This is a genomic window from Kingella potus (assembly GCF_900451175.1).
Lineage (GTDB): Bacteria > Pseudomonadota > Gammaproteobacteria > Burkholderiales > Neisseriaceae > Neisseria > Neisseria potus.
In genome coordinates this window covers 184,566-202,203 of the sequence record NZ_UGJJ01000003.1, presented here as the reverse complement: position 1 = coordinate 202,203, position 17,638 = coordinate 184,566, and the positions used below count along the sequence as shown (strand labels likewise).

Genomic DNA, 17,638 nt, shown 5'->3' with positions numbered 1-17,638 from the left:
AATAGAAAAGATGCGGCCGCAGACAATAAGGGCAGGCCGTGGCTTTTTTATTTTGCCGCACTATTATTTTTTGCCTGCGGCTTCGGAGAGGTTTTTCATCGGATTGAGGCTGACCGCGCCGCCTTGGCCGACAATCCATTTGTTTTCTACGCGCCAGATGTGTGCGCTGTCTTCGAGGCGTACATACCAGTGTTTGGAGGGAGGGAGCTGGGCGAAGCGGCCGGTGTATTCGGTTTTGTCGCCTGATTTCGGGGCGGAGCTGCTTTGCAGCATGATGCTTTGGTCGAACTCTTTTTTCGCCGGATGCATGAGGGTCAGCCGCAGCGGTACTTTGTCGTCGAAACGCCCTGAAACGTAAACGCGTACCGCGCTGCCGTCGGGGCTGATGAGAAGCTGGGCGGCGATGCCGCGATCGACGGCGGCGGTGTCGCGTTTGATGTCGAGATCGATGTGTTTGCCGTCTTTGTAGTAGTCGTCGCTGACTAAGTCGGAATTGTTGGTGGCGGCGAGCCAAAGGGTAACAAAGGCGGCAACCACAACGATGAGCGGGCCGGACATGAGCAGCCAGGGCCAGGGTTCTTTGTACCAGACTTTCGATTGCTGCCTGTCTGTCATGGTTTATTCTCCGATGAAGTTGGATTTTTCGGTGATGGTGCGGCCGGTGTCGCGGCCTTCTTCGCGGTAGGTAAAGGTAAATTCGATGGGGTGGCTGCCTTTGTCGGCATATTCGGGGATGGTGGACACTTGGACGGGGACGGTAATGGTTTCCCTGCTGCCGATCCGTATGCCGCTTTCGGGCAGGCCGGTCAGCTTGATGTCGTCGAATCCGGCAACGGCGGCGGTTACGGTTTGCGGTTTTTCGCTGTTGTTGATGATGCGCAGGTTGTAGGCGTTTTCCAGCCAGCCTTTGCTGTTTTCGCGCACCATTACGCCACGGTCTTTGATGATGTCCACACGCAGGGTTTGTCGGGTGGACACGCCGATGAAGAAAGCGATCACGGCAACACACAATACTGCGCCGTAGCCGATGACGCGCGGGCGCATGATTTGTTTTCTGATGTCGCCGTCGGAGTATTTGTGTTCGAGGACGTTTTCGGTGGTGTAGCGGATCAGGCCGCGCGGATAGCCCATTTTGTCCATGATGTCGTCGCACGCGTCGATACAGGCGGCGCAGCCGATACATTCGTATTGCAGGCCGTCGCGGATGTCGATGCCTACGGGGCAGACTTGGACGCACATGGTGCAGTTGATACAGTCGCCGAGGTCGGTTTCGCCGCGCACGGTGTTTTTTTTGCGTGCGCCGCGCGGTTCGCCGCGTTCGGTGTCATAGGAAATAATCAGGGTGTCGGGGTCGAACATCGCGCTTTGGAAGCGGGCGTAGGGACACATGTGTTTGCATACCTGCTCGCGCATCTGATGGGCAAACAGCCAAGTTGCAAAGCCGTAAAACGCCGCCGCGAAAAGTGCGCCGCCGCCGGCCTGCATGGTGAATACGGCGGGAACAAATTCGCGGATGGGTGTGAACCAGCCGGCAAATGTGATGCCCGTCCATGCGCAAACGGCAAATATAATCAGATATTTGGTAAGTTTGATGCGGATTTTGCGGAAATTCCACGGCTCTTTTTCGAGCTTCATGCGTTTGTTGCGGTCGCCTTCTACGAAGTGGTCGATCCACAGCATGATTTCGGTATACACCGTTTGCGGGCAGGCGTAGCCGCACCACAAACGTCCGGCAACGGTGGTCCACCAAAACAGGCCGAACGCGCTGATAATCAGCAGCAGGGCGAGGTAAATCAGATCCGCCATGCCGAAAGACAGGCTGAAAATGAAGAAATGGCGGTTGGGAATGTCGAACAAAACGGCCTGCCGTCCCGACCAGTTGAACCACGGGATGCAGTAGAAAACAAACTGGGTGGCGGCGATGGCGGCAATCCGCAGCTTGGCAAAGCGGCCTTCGGCCTTTTTCGGATGGATGCGTTTGCTTGCTTCGTAGAGCCTGATGACCTGTTCTTTCGGCTTGCCGGCCGGTTTCGCTTTTGCGGCAGGTGCGGCTTTTGCGGCAGTTTTTCCCGCCTGCGCGGCAGGCTGCTCCTGCGGCGCGGCACTTTCTACATCGGCTTTTTCTGGGTCGGCCATGATGCGTTCCTTCGGTATGGGTTTGGGTTTGTCAAATATTTATTATTTATGGCGTTATATCGGGCGGGATTATACGCCTGTTTGTCCTTTTGCCGCTGTGTGCGCAAAGGCATTTTATTGCCGTTATTCATGATTTCAATCCTGCCGGCAAGGCGGTTTTCAAGCGTTAAGGCCGTCTGAAATTTGCTATAATGCGCCGTTTTTCCAGCCCCGGCTCCCGTTTCCCATGCAGCTTACCGTTATCGGACTGAACCACCAAACCGCGCCGCTCGGCATCCGCGAAAAGCTCGCCTTTCCCGCCGATGCGCTGTCCGAAGCGGTCAACAGCCTGCTCGATAGCGGCGCGGCCGGCGAAGCCGTCATTCTTTCCACCTGCAACCGCACCGAGCTTTACTGCGTCGGCGAACCCGCCGCCGTTACCGAATGGCTCGCTGCCTCCCGTTCCGTTTCCGCAGCAGAACTCCGCCCCTATCTTTACGCCTACGGCTGCACCGATACCGTGCGCCATGCTTTCCGCGTGGCCTGCGGGCTGGACAGCATGGTTTTGGGCGAGCCGCAGATTCTCGGCCAAATCAAAGACGCGGTACAGGCCGCTCAAGAGCAGAATACTGTCGGCACATGGCTCAATGCCCTGTTTCAGAAAACTTTTTCCGTTGCCAAAGAAATCCGCAGCGGCACAGCTGTGGGCGAGCATTCCGTTTCTATGGCCGCGGCTGCGGTGAAGATGGCGGAGCAGATTTTTCCTTCCGTCGGCAAGCTCAACGTTCTTTTTGTCGGTGCGGGGGAAATGATTGAGCTTGTGGCCACTTATTTTGCCGCCGAAAATCCGCGTCTGATGACTGTTGCCAACCGCACCCTTGCCCGCGCCGAGGAGTTGTGCGGCAAGCTCGGCATCAACGCCGAGCCCTGCCTGCTGTCTGACATTCCCGACATTCTCCACCGCTACGACGTTGTAATTTCCTCCACTGCCAGCCCGCTGCCGATTATCGGTAAAGGCATGGCCGAACGCGCCCTCAGACAGCGCGGGCAGATGCCTGTTTTTATGCTTGATTTGGCCGTTCCGCGCGACATCGAAGCCGAAATTGCCGGATTGGACGACGTATACCTTTATACGGTGGACGATATGGCCGACGTGGTGCAGAGCGGACGGGAAGCGCGGCAGAAGGCGGCGGCCGAAGCTGAAGTGATGGTGGAGCAGAAAGTGGCCGAGTTTCTCGAATGGCAGAAAAGCCGTGAAAACGTCCCGCTTATCCGCGCCCTGCGCGACGAAGGCGAACGCGCCCGCCGCCACGTTTTGGAAAACGCGATGAAGCAGCTTGCCAAAGGCGCGTCGCCCGAAGAAGTGCTCGAACGCCTTTCCGTGCAGCTCACCAACAAGCTGCTGCATTCCCCCACGCACACGCTGTCCAAAGCCGGCGGCAGGGACAGCGGCCTGGTGGAAGCCGTGGCGCAGATTTACCATCTCAGCCATCCGCCGCAGAAACCCTGACGGCCGCCAGCAAACGGACACAGAGGCCGTCTGAAAACCGTTTTCAGACGGCCTCTGCCGTATTGCGGCGGCCTGCGGTAAACGTTAAAATCACGCATTCCAACAAAGCGGTATCATCATGACTAAATTTATCTTCGTAACCGGCGGCGTGGTCTCTTCGTTAGGAAAAGGCATCGCCGCCGCTTCCATTGCCGCCATCCTCGAATCGCGCGGCTTGAATGTAACCATGCTCAAGCTCGACCCGTATATCAACGTCGATCCCGGCACCATGAGCCCGTTTCAGCACGGCGAAGTGTTCGTAACCGACGACGGCGCGGAAACCGACCTCGATTTGGGACACTATGAGCGGTTTATCAACGCCACGCTCACCCGACGCAACAGCTTCTCCGCCGGACAGGTGTACGAAAACGTTATCATGAAAGAGCGTCGCGGCGACTATCTGGGCGGCACGGTGCAAGTGATTCCGCACATCACCGACGAAATCAAACGCCGCATCCATGAAGGCGCGGCGGGCTATGATGTGGCCATTGTCGAAATCGGCGGCACAGTGGGCGACATCGAATCGCTGCCGTTTCTCGAAGCCATCCGCCAAATGCGCAGCCAGCTCGGCCGCAGTAACACGCTGTTTGTGCATTTGAGCTACGTTCCCTACATCGCCGCCGCAGGCGAAATCAAAACCAAGCCCACCCAGCATTCAGTTAAAGAACTGCGCGAAATCGGCATCCAGCCCGACGTACTCATCTGCCGCATGGACAGAATCCTGCCCGAAGACGAGCGCCGCAAAATCGCGCTGTTTTGCAACGTGGAAGAGCGTGCCGTGGTCGGCAGCTACGATGCGGAGAGCATTTACGAAATTCCCGAAATGCTGCACAACCAGGGCATCGACGCGATTATTACCGAGCAGCTCCAGCTTAACGTACAGCAGGCCGATTTGACCGCGTGGAAAAAAATCGTCCACGCCATCAAAAACCCGAAGCACACCGTCAAAATCGCCATGGTCGGCAAATATGTGGACTTGACCGAGTCTTACAAATCGCTGATTGAAGCGCTCAAACACGCCGGCATCCACACCGAAACCGACGTTCAGATTACTTTTGTCGACAGCGAAAGCATCGAAAAAAACGGCGGCGACGTATCCGTACTCAAAAGCATGGACGCGATTCTCGTTCCCGGCGGCTTCGGCTCACGCGGCGTAGAAGGAAAAATCGCCGCCGTGCGCTATGCGCGTGAAAACAAAGTGCCGTATCTGGGCATCTGCCTCGGAATGCAGATTGCGCTCATCGAATACGCCCGCGATGTAGCGGGACTTAAAGGCGCCAACTCCACTGAGTTTGACCTCAAAGCGGCCGACCCCGTTGTCGCGCTGATTGACGAATGGCAAACCGCCGACGGTAAAGTCGAAACGCGCGACGAATCGGCCGATTTGGGCGGCACCATGCGACTGGGCGCACAGGAAGTAGAGCTCAAACCGGGCAGCCTCGCCGCCCGCATCTACGGCTCGGAACGTATCCGCGAGCGCCACCGCCACCGCTACGAAGTCAACAACAATTATGTATCGGCTTTGGAAAAAGCCGGCCTTACCATTGGCGGCGTTTCCGGCGGCCGCGAGCGTTTGGTTGAAACCGTCGAACTGCCGCAGAGCGAGCATCCGTGGTTTTTTGCCTGCCAGTTCCACCCCGAATTTACCTCCAACCCGCGCAAAGGCCACCCGCTGTTTACCGCCTACATCAAAGCGGCATTGAATAACCGTAAATAGCGTCCGCAATGCCGGAGAGGCCGTCTGAAAACCCGTTTTCAGACGGCATCTGCCATTCCCCATCCCTCCGAACCAGACAGGAACACCTTATGCCCCAATTCCAATCCGCCGAAATTCTCGAAACCGTGCGCATGGTTGCCGACCAGAATTTTGACGTACGCACGCTCACCATCGGCATCGACCTGCACGACTGCATCTCACCCGATCTCGACACGCTCAACCAAAATATCTTCAACAAAATCACCCGCGTCGGCAAAGACTTGGTATCCACCGCGCAATTTTTGTCGGCCAAATACGGCGTGCCGATTGTCAACCAGCGCATCTCGGTAACGCCGATTGCCCAAATCGCCGCAGCCACAGGCGCAGACAGCTATGTTTCCATCGCCCAAACACTCGACAAAGCCGCCAAAGCCATCGGCGTGTCGTTTATCGGCGGCTTTTCCGCGCTGGTGCAAAAAGGCATCTCTCCCTCGGCGCAAACTCTGATCCGCTCGATACCCGAAGCGATGCGCACCACCGACATCGTGTGCAGCTCGGTAGCCATCGGCAGCACCCGTGCCGGCATCAATATGGACGCGGTGCGGCTGATGGGCGAAACCATCAAGCACACCGCCGACACCACGCCCGAAGGCTTCGGCTGCGCCAAAATCGTCGTGTTTTGCAACGCAGTGGACGACAACCCGTTTATGGCCGGCGCGTTCCACGGCGCGGGCGAAGGCGATGTGATGCTCAATGTCGGCGTATCCGGCCCGGGCGTGGTGCAGGCTGCTTTGGAAAACTGCCCGGCCGACGCAGATTTGACCGCCATCGCCGAAACCGTGAAAAAAACCGCGTTTAAAATCACCCGTGTCGGCGAACTCATCGGCCAGGAAGCAGCCAAACGGCTGGGCATTCCCTTCGGCATCTTAGACTTGTCGCTCGCACCCACACCCGCCGTCGGCGATTCGGTTGCCCGCATTTTGGAAGCGATGGGCTTGAGCGTATGCGGCACACACGGCACCACAGCCGCACTCGCACTCTTAAACGACGCAGTGAAAAAAGGCGGCATGATGGCCAGCAGCGCGGTGGGCGGCCTCTCCGGCGCATTCATCCCCGTATCCGAAGACGAAGGCATGATTGCCGCCGCAGAATCGGGCGTGCTCACGCTGGACAAACTCGAAGCCATGACCGCCGTCTGCTCCGTCGGCCTCGACATGGTTGCCGTACCCGGCCACACCTCCGCCGCCGCCATCAGCGGCATCATCGCCGACGAAGCGGCCATCGGCATGATCAACAGCAAAACCACCGCCGTGCGCATCATTCCCGTACCCGGCAAAGACGTGGGCGAAAGCGTCGAATTTGGCGGATTGCTCGGCTACGCGCCCATCATGCCGGTGAAAGACGGCTCGTGTGAAGTCTTCGTCAAACGCGGCGGACGCATTCCCGCGCCGGTGCAGGCCTTGAAAAACTAAGGTTTCAGACGGCCTTTGCCGTATTAAGCAGGCGCGCCTTTGGCTGCGCCTGTATTTTTTTGTGCGGCGGCTGCGCAGGCGGATAAGGAAACGGAGGCCGTCTGAAAACAGCTTGGAACCTTTGCCAAACCTCGAATCCGCCCTCAATCCGTTACTCCTGTACAGGCTGAAATCTTCTTTTTCTTGAGTCAATATATTGTTTTTACAAAGTATTCATAACATCAAAGAAAATTCCCGCCTACACGGGAATGAAGGCGGGAAGGGTCTTGTAAAGGTTTCGGTTTGGGCAGGGCAGGCGTGTTTTCAGTTTTCCAACCCGCTTTCGCCTTCCGCCACCGCCTGCGCTCCGGCTTCGAGCCAGGCTGTGCGGAATTGCGCGGCAAGGGCGGGCGTGGCGGAAACAACCAGCGGGACGGAGACACCATTTTGCAATACATCCAGCACGCTGTGCGCGGCGGCGGTATCGGTAACACGCCAAACGGCGACATCGGCGGCATCCTGTACGCGGGCGAACTCTTGCGCGGTATCCACGGCCAGCCACAGGCTGTCGGCGGCAGGCAGGATGCTGCTGCGGGCGCGGTATTCGTCTGCCGTGAGCAGCAGATTTTTGTCGTCTGCACCGGCGCGGGCGAGCGGTATGACGCGGTATATGCCTGCGCCATTTGCGCCGCGAAAGCCGTCTTTCAGACGGCCTTCAAGCTCCGTGGGGACGGACAGGGCTTTGAGTAGTGCGCCGTTGGCAGGCAGCATGGGGGAAACGGTAAATGCTCCTGCCTTCTGCCATGCCCATTGCTGGCCTTCCCTAGCCTGTATGCTGCCCGTCCAGCCGTCTGCGGGTACGCGGAAAAAGCGCAGGCGCACACGGGCGTGTTCGTAAGAATGGGTTTTCACCAGCCAGGGCAGGGCGTGGCAGATGCGGATGTCCAGCTCTTCGGCAAACTCGCGCTGCAGGGCGGCAAACGGGGTTTCGCCCGCCTCGCTCTTGCCGCCGGCAAACTCCCAGTAGCCCGCGTAGGGTTTTCCCTCGGGACGGGAGGAGAGGAGATATTCGCCGGCATCGTTCGAGACGATGCCGGCAACGACTTCAATCAGTTGGCGGGTGTCTTTTGCGTTCATGGCTGCTTCTTGGTGTCTGTCATCGGATTGGTTTGTAGGCTGTCTGAATGTAGAAATTAACAAAGTGGTACAGCTCTTTCTGACCGTGTTCGGGGCTGTCAAAATGCTGTTTGTCGTGCCACATCTCCATAATCGTCCGTATTACCCTTTCGGCTTTGCCGTTGGTTTGCGGATGGGCAGGGCGGGTAAATTTCTGATTGATACCGTTCTCAAAACAGGCAACGCCAAACGCATGATTGGCCGAGCCTTTGTACTCGCTGCCGTTGTCCGAATAGATGCATTCAATCAGATACGGGCAGAGTTTGATAACGTGTTCACTCAGGAATTTTGCGCTACTTTTGGCGGTCATGTGGGACGAGGCGGGTGTTTTTGTGGATGTTCATTTACGGTATTGTCCTTGAAATACTGTAAGCAACGCTAGGGATTTCTACATCGACCGTAAATGTTTCCCGTTTTTCTTGAAAGAATACGAATTTTGTTTTAACTTTGGTACACCGTCTGAGCAGCTTTTAAAGTGCTGCGTCGGTGGTGTGGGATTTAAGGCTTATCTAGTACAGTCCCAAATAAAATATCAACTGGATAGAAATTTAACAGAGATGTCATTAAAAAAAATTTTTACATGGTTTGGTCTAATTATTATATTAATTATTTTAATAATAGTTTTTTATTATATATTATTATATGAATCATTAATTAAAAAAGTTAATTCGGATCCAATTCAATCTGCATCATGTATCTTAAAAAAAAGATCAAAAATGTTCTATGGAATTGGTTATTCCGCATGATGGATTATATTGCATTGGCATTAATATTCGATATGAAGGAGTGGATTTGGCTAAAAAACTAATTTTCCAGATTGGAGAATTACAGAAATTCTTCATAGCAATGAATTTAAAGATAAATTTAAGGTTAGATATACTATTTTAAATAAAAAATATCAAAACATTATTGATTATTCTATCGTTCAACCGATAGAGGCAAAATATATCCGTAATCCTTATTTGGTGTATGATATAAAAACAAAAAGATATAATAAAGGAGAGCAAGTAAAAATAGAGATACAAAATATAAATGACTTGACAGAGTTTATGAACTACCTGTATATTTAACTTTTTTTGAAACTAGGCCGCGTAAATAAAGGATTTAGATTGTGGGAACTTATACTCTTGAAATTCATACAGCTGAAGCGTTATCAAATAATCGTGATCGCTCAATAGGGAGATCAGTTTTCGGGCATGCTTGGTTAACAGTTAAAAATTCAAATGGCGTAGCTACCTCATATGGTCATACACCTAATGGTGTTACAGAAGAAGATAGTTTAAATTATCATAGTGGAGATTCTGGGGAGGTGCATTCTACTAGGATGGTAATAATTTCAGAAGAACAGTATCGTGCTATTGTAGAAATGGGAGAACATCCCGAAAAATATGGCTATGGGAAAGGTCAGTATAATTTAAGGGGCTGTACTAGATAAGCAGTCATGATAGACTGCAAAAATGAAGATAACCCATTGTAAACTAAAAAAGAGTATCCAAAAAAAACTCCTTCAATTTTTTGTACTCGAAGTTACCGCCCGTTCTGCTGCCGATTTATTGGGCATCCACCCCAATTCAGCAGCACTGTTTTACCGCAAAATTCGTGAAGTCATCAGCTACTATCTTTCATTGGAAGCTGACGCTGTTTTTGATGGCGCTGTCGAATTAGATGAAAGCTATTTCGGTGGGCATCGTAAAGGCAAACGGGGGCGCGGAGCAGCGGGAAAAGTGGCGGTATTTGGTATTCTTAAACGGGGTGGGAAGGTTTATACCGTGGTTGTTAAGAATGCCAAAATAGAAACCTTACTTCCTGTTATCACAAGAAAAATCATGCCTGACAGCATTGTTTATACCGATTGTTTAAGCAGCTATGACGTGTTGGATGTAAGTGGTTTTACCTGTAGAAATCAACAGCGTTGTTTACACAACAGGTTGGGAAAAATAAGCCTGCAACACCTCAAAAGGCGTATCCCCTTTCAGGCTGCTGTGCGGCTTCACGGTATTGTAGAAATTCACAAAGCGGCACAGCTCTTTCTGCCGATGACTAGGGCTGTCAAACTGCTGTTTGTCGTGCCACATCTCCATAATCGTCCGTATTACCCTTTCGGCTTTGCCGTTGGTCTGCGGACGGGCAGGACGGGTAAACTTCTGATTGATGCCGTTCTCAAAACAGGCAACGCCAAACGCATGATTGGCTGCACCTTTGTACTCGCTGCCGTTGTCCGAATAGATGCATTCAATTAGATACGGACAGGGTTTGATAACGTGTTCATTAAGAAACACGGCGGCACTGTTTGCCGTTTTGTCGGGCAAGATAGCCGCGTATAGCTCTCGTGAGAAGTCATCAATGGCAACAAACAGGTAATCGCGTTTGTCGCTAACTCTCTGCCCTTTGAGCAACGGCAGGCGTTTGGTGTCTACATGAACCATCTCGCCGGGATAAGACTTGTTGTAGCGTTTGGCTTGTTTTTTAAGCCTCTCTTGGATGGCGCGTTCCACTTTGGCTAAACGGCGCATTCCGTAATAGGCCTGCTTGAAGCGATTGTTGGTGCTGTTCTGCGGCACAAGTAATTGGACTCGTGCGGCTTTGAGCACACGATAGATGGTGGTACGGCTGACCATAAAGCGTTGTGCTAATGAAGTAACGCTTTCTTTGTTCTGTGTGTAGGCGAGCCAGATGGCTTGGCGGTCGTGTGGGACGAGGCGGGTGTTTTTGTGGATGTTCATTTACGGTATTTTCCTTGAAATACTGTAAACAACGCTAGGGGTTTCTACATTTTACCCACCACCGCATCAACCACAGCAAGCTGTTTGCCGACAGACAAAACCATATCAACGGCATTGAGAATTTTTGGAATCAGGCAAAACGGGTTCTGCGAAAATATAACGGAATTGACCGTAAATCTTTCCCTCTTTTCTTGAAAGAATGTGAGTTTCGTTTTAACTTTGGTACACCGTCCGAGCAGCTTAAAGTGCTGCGTCGGTGGTGTGAAATTTAGGGCTTATCTAGTACAGCCCCTAATTTAATTGAAAATAATTGTATTACCTACGTTTATGATAATTTAAGGGACTGTCCTAGATAACTCAGGAAATTCCACATAATTTAGAATTTCCCCCATGAGAAAAAGTCGTCTAAGCCAGTACAAGCAAAACAAACTAATTGAACTTTTCGTTGCAGGTGTAACCGCCCGCACGGCTGCCCAATTGGCGAACGTCAACAAAAACACCGCAGCCTATTACTTCCACCGTTTACGCCTGCTTATTTACCAAAACAGCCGCCACTTAGAAATGTTTGACGGCGAAGTAGAAGCAGATGAGAGCTATTTCGGCGGACACTACAAAGGCAAACGCGGTCGCGGAGCTGCTGGCAAAACTGCAGTATTCGGCTGTTAAAGCACAATGGCAAGGTTTACACCGTTGCCGTACCTAATACGAGGCAGCAACATTACTGCCCATTATCTGCGAACAGGTTAAGCCTGACAGCATTGTTTACACGGATTGCCATAAAGGCTATGACGTGTTGGACGTGAGTGAGTTCAATCATTTCCGCATTAACCACAGCACACATGTTGCCAAAAAGCACAATCACATTAACGGAATTGAGAACTTTTGGAGTCAGGCAAAACGGCATTTGCGTAAGTTTAACGGCATTCCCAAAGAGCATTTTGAGCTGTATTTGAAGGAGTGCGAATGGCGTTTTAACAACAGTGAGATAAAAGTTCAAATTTACATTTTAAAACAATTGGTAAAATCGGATTTTTTCCAATTATATAGGATGGCCTCAAATATTATTATCACTTATTTTAAAAACAGTATGGTATGGTATTAAAGTATTATAAATTTTCATTATTTAATTGCTTGTTTTGTATGTTTCTCTCTTTTATTTTTTTTATACCTTATGGTTTTAGATTTCATGAAAAAGAAAAAGTATTCGACGAGGGTACTATTACACTAGTATCAACAAATAAAGGAGGGAGAAAGATTAAGTTAAAGGCAAATGAAAGGAGGTATTGGTTATCTTGTTATGGAGTGGAGGATATTTGTAAGTGGTATAATATTGGTGCAGAGAAAAATATAAATAATGTGAGAGTGTTGTTGAATAAAGAGGATGAGACAGATTTTTTAAATGGGGTGATATTAGAATATCATGACGGAAATAATTATTATAAAAATAATAGATTTAAACCCAAGGAAGATAATCTTTTATTTATTTTAGCATCTGATTCAATTTTTAGTTTTAAACTATCTTTAATCTTTTTATTAATTTCTATTTTTTTATTTTTTAAAAAGATTTAAATTAGGGAGTGTAATAGATCAGCTCTAAATTTACACTACCGACGCAGCACTTTAAGCTGCTCAGACGGTGTGCCAAAGTTAAAACGAAACTCACATTCTTTCAAGAAAAGAGGGAAAGATTTACGGTCAATTCCGTTATATTTTCGCAGAACCCGTTTTGCCTGATTCCAAAAATTCTCAATGCCGTTGATGTGGTTTTGTCTGTCGGCAAACAGCTTGCTGTGGTTGATGCGGTGGTGGGTAAAACCACTTACATCCAACACGTCATAGCTGCTTAAACAATCGGTATAAACAATGCTGTCAGGCATGATTTTTCTTGTGATAACAGGAAGTAAGGTTTCTATTTTGGCATTCTTAACAACCACGGTATAAACCTTCCCACCCCGTTTAAGAATACCAAATACCGCCACTTTTCCCGCTGCTCCGCGCCCCCGTTTGCCTTTGCGATGCCCACCGAAATAGCTTTCATCTAATTCGACAGCTCCATCAAAAACAGCGTCAGCTTCCAATGAAAGATAGTAGCTGATGACTTCACGAATTTTGCGGTAAAACAGTGCTGCTGAATTGGGGTGGATGCCTAATAAATCGGCAGCAGAACGGGCGGCAACTTCGAGTACAAAAAATTGAAGGAGTTTTCTTTGGATACTCTTTTTTAGTTTACAATAGGTTATCTTCATTTTTGCAGTCTATCATGACTGCTTATCTAGTACAGCCCCAAATTTTATAATAAAAAATTAATTGTATATAATGTTAAAATTATTGAAATATTTGAAGATTCTAGGCTTAATATTGTAGGATTGCTAGTAAATGGAGGTTTTAAAGAAAAAGATAAATCTAGTATGTATCATTTTATTCGAGATGAGGATTTTTTTAATAACGAGTTAAGGCAGGAGAAATTTAAAGTTTATATACATAAGATTATTTTTTTATTTTTTTGATTGGTGCTTTTTTCTTTAATTTGTTTATGTATTTCTGCTAAACATAATTTATTTTTTAATAGAAGTTTTTTTAATTAATCATGTAATTTTTATTTAAGGATTGAATTATGGCTGTATTTTCTGAAAAATTGGTTAGTCTCGAAGTGTCGAATCAGGAGATACGGGAACTGGCTAATAGTCAAGCTCTGGCTTGTCATGTATTGTCCAGTTGTTATGTATTATGCCAAAGCATCGAATTGCTCCTCCGTAGTTATGAATAAGCATAGTATGTAACTATAATTTATCTGCTTTGGTGTGCTAAATTATGATTTTATTAAAAATATTTTATATTAGCTTTTTTATTCTTTTAAGCTTGTATCATTATTTTAGTTCGGAGGCAAAAAAACTTATTCCAGATAATCTTAGACGTAATACAATTATTGTTTGGTATAAAGTAAAAGAGTTGAGCGAAGAAGGTAATAAAAAAGCAAAATGGGCAATGTTTTTCTATAATCTATTATTCATTAATGCTGCATTAATATTTGCAATATCTCTCATTATTATTTTTTAATTTCATCTGATATAAGGATTGTTGGGAATGGGTAAAATGATGCAAGTATCAAGTCAAAATAAAATTTATGATGCTGTAAAATTTATTCAGGCTTCAAGGAGGAGTGTTGATGCTGGAGTAAATTTTCAAAATCTACAAAAGGCAGTAAATGAAAAAGATATTACTGCTATAGTAGCTGCTTTAACTGGGATGTCTAGTGTCCTCCCTGGTCCGGCAGGGCTGCCTTTTTCGATTGCTTCTGTTCTAGCTTCGGTCGCAAGTGTGTCGCAAAAAATTGTACGTAATGAAGGTGTTGCTTTGTCTGATTTATTATCTTTGGCAGGATCGGTAACGAGTTTGGCAGAAGATGGTATAGAATCAATAGGGATTGCATTGGCACCAGAAGGAGTGGGAGTTCCCATTTTTGGTGCGGGCACAGAGATTGGTCTTAGGGGGACTGCAATGAGTTCAACTGCATATATGATGTCTTCGACAGGGAATGATGCTTGGGTTCTTCAAAGCTCTAACCCTCAAAATGCGAAATTATTACCCAAAGTGGGAGATTTATCTGAGATTTGGAAGCAACAAATGAATTCTTCATTTAGTAAATATAAAAATGAAGTTTTTGGTATTTATGAAAAAGCAGTGGAGAAAACTTCCGACAGCATTGAAGAAACCGAAAAAATTGTTCAAGAAGTTATTAATCAAGCACAGGAGTCAATAAAAACCCTTCAAAATTTTCTTGAAGATCAGCTCAATAGGGCAAAAGAACAATGGGAGAGTTTATTCCCGAAAAATAAAGAACAAGGCTGGTACGACGATGGCCACCAATGCTGGGCACCGTGGGTAAAACTCCCTTTCCGTACCGACAAATACCACATTGTTGATCCTCTGGTTCTCGATCTTGACGGCGACGGCATCGAAACAGTCGCCGCCAACGGTTTTGCAGGCAGCCTGTTCGACCACGACAACGACGGTATCCGCACCGCAGGCGGCTGGTTGGCATCCGACGACGGCTTTTTGGTTTGGGACAAAAACGGCAACGGCCGTATCGATAACGGCACGGAACTGTTTGGCGACAACACCGCCCTCTCCGGCGGCAAAAAAGCCGCACACGGCTTTGCCGCACTCGCCCAGCACGACGGCAACAAAGACGGCGTGATTGATGCAAAAGACAAAATCTTCTCCCAACTGCGCGTTTGGCGCGACCTCAACCAGGACGGCATCAGCCAATCCGGCGAACTGTTCACAGCCGCCTCCCTCAAAATCAAATCCTTCAATCTGGCCTACCAGAATACCCGTACCGTACTCGGCAACGGCAATACACTTGCCCAAAACGGCAGCTATACCAAAACCGACGGCAAAACCGCACAGATGGGCGACATCCTGTTGCAGGCCGATACCTTATACAGCCGTTATGCCAACCCTGTAAAACTGACGGACAAACAGGCACAGGCTGCCAATCTGCACGGCATCGGCCGCCTGCGCGATCTGCGCGAGGCCGCCGCCCTTTCGGGAGCTTTGGGCAAAGTGCTGTCCGCCTATTCCGCCGCCCAAACCAAACAGGAGCAGATGAAACAACTGGACGGCCTGATTCGGAAGTGGGCGAAAACCGATCCCGGATACTGCCAAAACAGCCAGCGTTTCAGCTTAATAAATTGATTATTTAGCTTAAATTATGCTTAATAATAAAGATTTTTAGAGGTAAATAAGTAGAGGGATTTGTACAGCTAATAATAGTACAGGATATTAATATTATGTTAATTATATTAGGTATGTTGATATATATATAATATATATGTGTGTTATGGTATCTCTAAATTTTAGATATTTTACATAAATGTATAATTTAATAATTTTAAATAGAAATTTTATTTTATTGTATTAAATAGTAGTAACTTCCTTAACTCAGACAATCAAAAAAAATTTATTGTAAATTTTTCCTTAGTAAGAATAAGTCATGCCCTACGGCAACAAAATGACCCCGATACCCTGCTGATGAGTCTATTTGAAACTGGCCGATACGGACTTTTTCAAAAGTGGATCAAGTTTGGTTCTGCAAACTAAAAACAAAGCGGATTCGGTGCAGATAGACGGTTTCTTCAACGGCAACGGTATTGAACGCTTCCGATTTGCCGGCAAGACCGTCCAATCGACGGATTTTGCCAAATACACCCAAATGGCGGACAACTTGGTACAGTCGATGGCTGTATTCGGTGTACAGTCGGGTGCGGCATCGTCCCCTGCTTCCGTCTCAGGGCAACCGCAACCGCCTTTGCTGGCCGCAACGCTGCTTTAATGGGTTGAAAAGCTCAAAGGCCGTCTGAAAAATGTTTTTCAGACGGCCTTTTATCAATTGGGAGAAAGGACAGAGGGCGGTTTACAGATTATCTGCGCCGATGCCGTTGGCGATGTCGCGCACGGCGGTAACGTACATGCGGCTGTGGTTGTACTGCCAAACGGCGTAGAAGTTGTTGAGGCCGATGTAGTATTCGTAAAGGCCGGGCGAGACTTCGAGGCGGTAGAGGATGGCACGTTCGTGGTCGGCTATGGGTGTCTGAATTTCTACGCCCATTGCCCTCAGTTCGCCGACGGTGTGTTTCAACTCGGTTTTTTCGTCGATAACGGCCTGTATCTGTGGCGATGGCGTGAGCAGGACGGGGACAACCATTCTGCCGCCGGTTTTCCAGCCGTGCGCTTTTAAGTAGTTGGCAACGGAGGCAGCCGCATCGGGTACGCTGCCCCAAATGTCGCGGCGGCCGTCGCGGTCGTAGTCCACCGCCCATTTGCGGTAGCTGGACGGCATGAATTGGGGCAGACCCATTGCGCCGGCGTAGCTGCCGGCAAACCAAAACGGATCTTGGTTTTCTTCTTTGGCCATCAGCAGCATTTCGTGCAGTTCTTTTTGGAAGAAGCCGGCGCGGCGCGGGTAGTCGAAGGCAAGGGTGGAGAGCGAGTCGGCAAGGCGGAAGCTGCCCATGTTGCGGCCGTAGTTGGTTTCGATGCCGATAACGGCGGCGATGACTTCGGCCGGTACGCCGTACTCGCGTGAGATTTGTTCAAGAACCTGGCGGTGGCGCATATAGAAGTTGCGGCCGTCTGAAATTTTGGCCGAGCCGGCATTGCTTTTTTGAAATTCATACCACGGGCGGGAAGTGCCGGGACGGTTCATGATGCTGATGATGTTGCTTTTGTACACCGCACCGTTGAAAAACGTCTGCAATTCGTTGCGGCTGTAACGGCCGTTTTGTGCTTCGCTTTCGACGAACCGCCGCACGTTGTCGTTGCCGTTGAAGCCCACTTGCGATACGGGAGCGGCGGAAGGGTCGAATTCGGGCATTTTCGGCTGCGGGGCGACAGTTTGGGCGACGGATTCGCCTGCCGGTGCGGGCGGCTGTTCGGTTGAGCAGGCGGCCAGTATCAAGGCGGCGGACAATAGGGTCAGTTTGTTTTTCATTGTGTTTGTTTTTCCTTTCTCGGTTGGCCGTAGCGCACCCAAACGGTAAGGCGGCGGTAGGATTCGGCATCTGCGGCATCGGCAGGGATACATTGGCGGAAAGTCCGTTCGCCGATGCGCCATTTTAAAAAGCAGGCGTAAGGATGGACGAGGCTGTCGTCGAGCAGTTGGGCGGGGACAAGTTCCGCATTGTTTTTCAGTTTCAGCGAGGAATGTCCTTTCGTGCCGATGTGGATTTCTTCCACCGCATTGCGCCTGCCGGATACCGCGCGCAGGCTGTGTGCCAGCGACAAGGCCAGCGCAGCTAAGCCGAAAGCTCGTTGCGCACCGTAAAACCATACGGCGCAAATGGTAAAAGCCGCCGCGTGGAGCAGCAGCGACAATGCCGCCAGACTGAGCGACGGACGGATGCGGACACAAAAGGGCTGCATTGTT

Annotated in this window: 14 protein-coding genes and 5 pseudogenes; 11 read left to right on the top strand and 8 right to left on the bottom strand. The window is 49.5% G+C overall.

Features of this window, described 5'->3' with window-relative positions; translation table 11 throughout:
- Positions 1–63: 63 nt before the first annotated feature.
- Positions 64–615: a FixH family protein gene (locus DYE40_RS11010; protein ID WP_115309141.1), complete on the bottom strand. Its 552-nt coding sequence runs from the start codon at positions 613–615 to the stop codon at positions 64–66.
- A 3-nt stretch (positions 616–618) separates the two neighbouring features.
- Complete coding sequence (gene ccoG, locus DYE40_RS11005) at positions 619–2,136, bottom strand: cytochrome c oxidase accessory protein CcoG (protein ID WP_172461266.1); 1,518 nt, start codon at positions 2,134–2,136, stop codon at positions 619–621.
- A 226-nt stretch (positions 2,137–2,362) separates the two neighbouring features.
- Here ccoG and hemA point away from each other — a divergent pair, with 226 nt between their 5' ends.
- The 3 genes from hemA to DYE40_RS10990 all read left to right on the top strand — a co-directional run bounded on the left by hemA (position 2,363) and on the right by DYE40_RS10990 (position 6,832).
- On the top strand, positions 2,363–3,625 hold the full coding sequence (hemA, locus tag DYE40_RS11000; protein WP_115309140.1) for a glutamyl-tRNA reductase: 1,263 nt from the start codon (positions 2,363–2,365) through the stop codon (positions 3,623–3,625).
- A gap of 118 nt (positions 3,626–3,743) precedes the next feature.
- Complete coding sequence (locus DYE40_RS10995; protein WP_115309139.1) at positions 3,744–5,381, top strand: CTP synthase; 1,638 nt, start codon at positions 3,744–3,746, stop codon at positions 5,379–5,381.
- Positions 5,382–5,470: 89 nt separating this feature from the next.
- The gene (locus tag DYE40_RS10990) at positions 5,471–6,832 is read left to right on the top strand and encodes a PFL family protein (protein WP_115309138.1); all 1,362 of its coding nucleotides are present in this window, start codon (positions 5,471–5,473) and stop codon (positions 6,830–6,832) included.
- Between the two features lie 303 nt (positions 6,833–7,135).
- On the opposite strand, the gene DYE40_RS10985 is transcribed toward DYE40_RS10990, so the two are convergent.
- On the bottom strand, positions 7,136–7,948 hold the full coding sequence (locus tag DYE40_RS10985) for an NUDIX domain-containing protein (RefSeq protein WP_115309137.1): 813 nt from the start codon (positions 7,946–7,948) through the stop codon (positions 7,136–7,138).
- Between the two features lie 49 nt (positions 7,949–7,997).
- Positions 7,998–8,294 (bottom strand): annotated as a pseudogene (locus DYE40_RS10980) (integrase core domain-containing protein); the annotation flags it as partial.
- Between the two features lie 85 nt (positions 8,295–8,379).
- On the opposite strand from DYE40_RS10980, the pseudogene DYE40_RS10975 reads away from it, so the two are divergent.
- The 3 genes and pseudogenes from DYE40_RS10975 to DYE40_RS10970 form a co-directional block, all read left to right on the top strand.
- Positions 8,380–8,489 (top strand): annotated as a pseudogene (locus DYE40_RS10975) (IS1595 family transposase); the annotation flags it as partial.
- Positions 8,490–9,098: 609 nt separating this feature from the next.
- The gene (locus DYE40_RS12390) at positions 9,099–9,422 is read left to right on the top strand and encodes a hypothetical protein (RefSeq protein WP_147286635.1); all 324 of its coding nucleotides are present in this window, start codon (positions 9,099–9,101) and stop codon (positions 9,420–9,422) included.
- Positions 9,423–9,444: 22 nt separating this feature from the next.
- Positions 9,445–9,879, top strand: a pseudogene (locus DYE40_RS10970) (IS1595 family transposase); the annotation flags it as partial.
- Between the two features lie 24 nt (positions 9,880–9,903).
- Here the strand turns inward: DYE40_RS10970 and DYE40_RS10965 are convergent.
- Complete coding sequence (locus tag DYE40_RS10965) at positions 9,904–10,710, bottom strand: integrase core domain-containing protein (RefSeq protein WP_115308639.1); 807 nt, start codon at positions 10,708–10,710, stop codon at positions 9,904–9,906.
- 50 nt (positions 10,711–10,760) lie between these two features.
- On the opposite strand from DYE40_RS10965, the pseudogene DYE40_RS10960 reads away from it, so the two are divergent.
- The 3 genes and pseudogenes from DYE40_RS10960 to DYE40_RS10950 form a co-directional block, all read left to right on the top strand.
- Positions 10,761–10,982: pseudogene (locus tag DYE40_RS10960) on the top strand (transposase); the annotation flags it as partial.
- A 118-nt stretch (positions 10,983–11,100) separates the two neighbouring features.
- Positions 11,101–11,812 (top strand): annotated as a pseudogene (locus DYE40_RS10955) (IS1595 family transposase).
- Positions 11,803–12,279, top strand: coding sequence for a hypothetical protein (locus DYE40_RS10950; RefSeq protein ID WP_147286634.1), 477 nt, complete (start codon positions 11,803–11,805; stop codon positions 12,277–12,279). The pseudogene DYE40_RS10955 and the gene DYE40_RS10950 overlap by 10 nt, the downstream one beginning before the upstream one ends.
- Before the next feature lie 35 nt (positions 12,280–12,314).
- Here the strand turns inward: DYE40_RS10950 and DYE40_RS10945 are convergent, their stop codons facing one another.
- A complete protein-coding gene (locus DYE40_RS10945) occupies positions 12,315–12,956 on the bottom strand; it encodes an IS1595 family transposase (protein WP_115309135.1) in 642 nt (213 codons plus the stop codon).
- Between the two features lie 838 nt (positions 12,957–13,794).
- On the opposite strand from DYE40_RS10945, the gene DYE40_RS13160 reads away from it, so the two are divergent.
- Together DYE40_RS13160 and DYE40_RS10930 are read left to right on the top strand one after the other, a co-directional pair.
- Positions 13,795–15,408: a hypothetical protein gene (locus DYE40_RS13160; protein ID WP_147286633.1), complete on the top strand. Its 1,614-nt coding sequence runs from the start codon at positions 13,795–13,797 to the stop codon at positions 15,406–15,408.
- Between the two features lie 346 nt (positions 15,409–15,754).
- Positions 15,755–16,045: a calcium-binding protein gene (locus tag DYE40_RS10930; RefSeq protein ID WP_115309132.1), complete on the top strand. Its 291-nt coding sequence runs from the start codon at positions 15,755–15,757 to the stop codon at positions 16,043–16,045.
- An 81-nt stretch (positions 16,046–16,126) separates the two neighbouring features.
- Here the strand turns inward: DYE40_RS10930 and mltB are convergent, their stop codons facing one another.
- Together mltB and DYE40_RS10920 are read right to left on the bottom strand one after the other, a co-directional pair.
- Positions 16,127–17,203, bottom strand: a complete 1,077-nt coding sequence (gene mltB, locus DYE40_RS10925) for a lytic murein transglycosylase B (protein ID WP_115309131.1) — start codon at positions 17,201–17,203, stop codon at positions 16,127–16,129.
- Positions 17,200–17,634, bottom strand: coding sequence for a protein YgfX (locus DYE40_RS10920; RefSeq protein ID WP_115309130.1), 435 nt, complete (start codon positions 17,632–17,634; stop codon positions 17,200–17,202). The genes mltB and DYE40_RS10920 overlap by 4 nt, the downstream gene beginning before the upstream one ends.
- Positions 17,635–17,638: the final 4 nt, after the last annotated feature.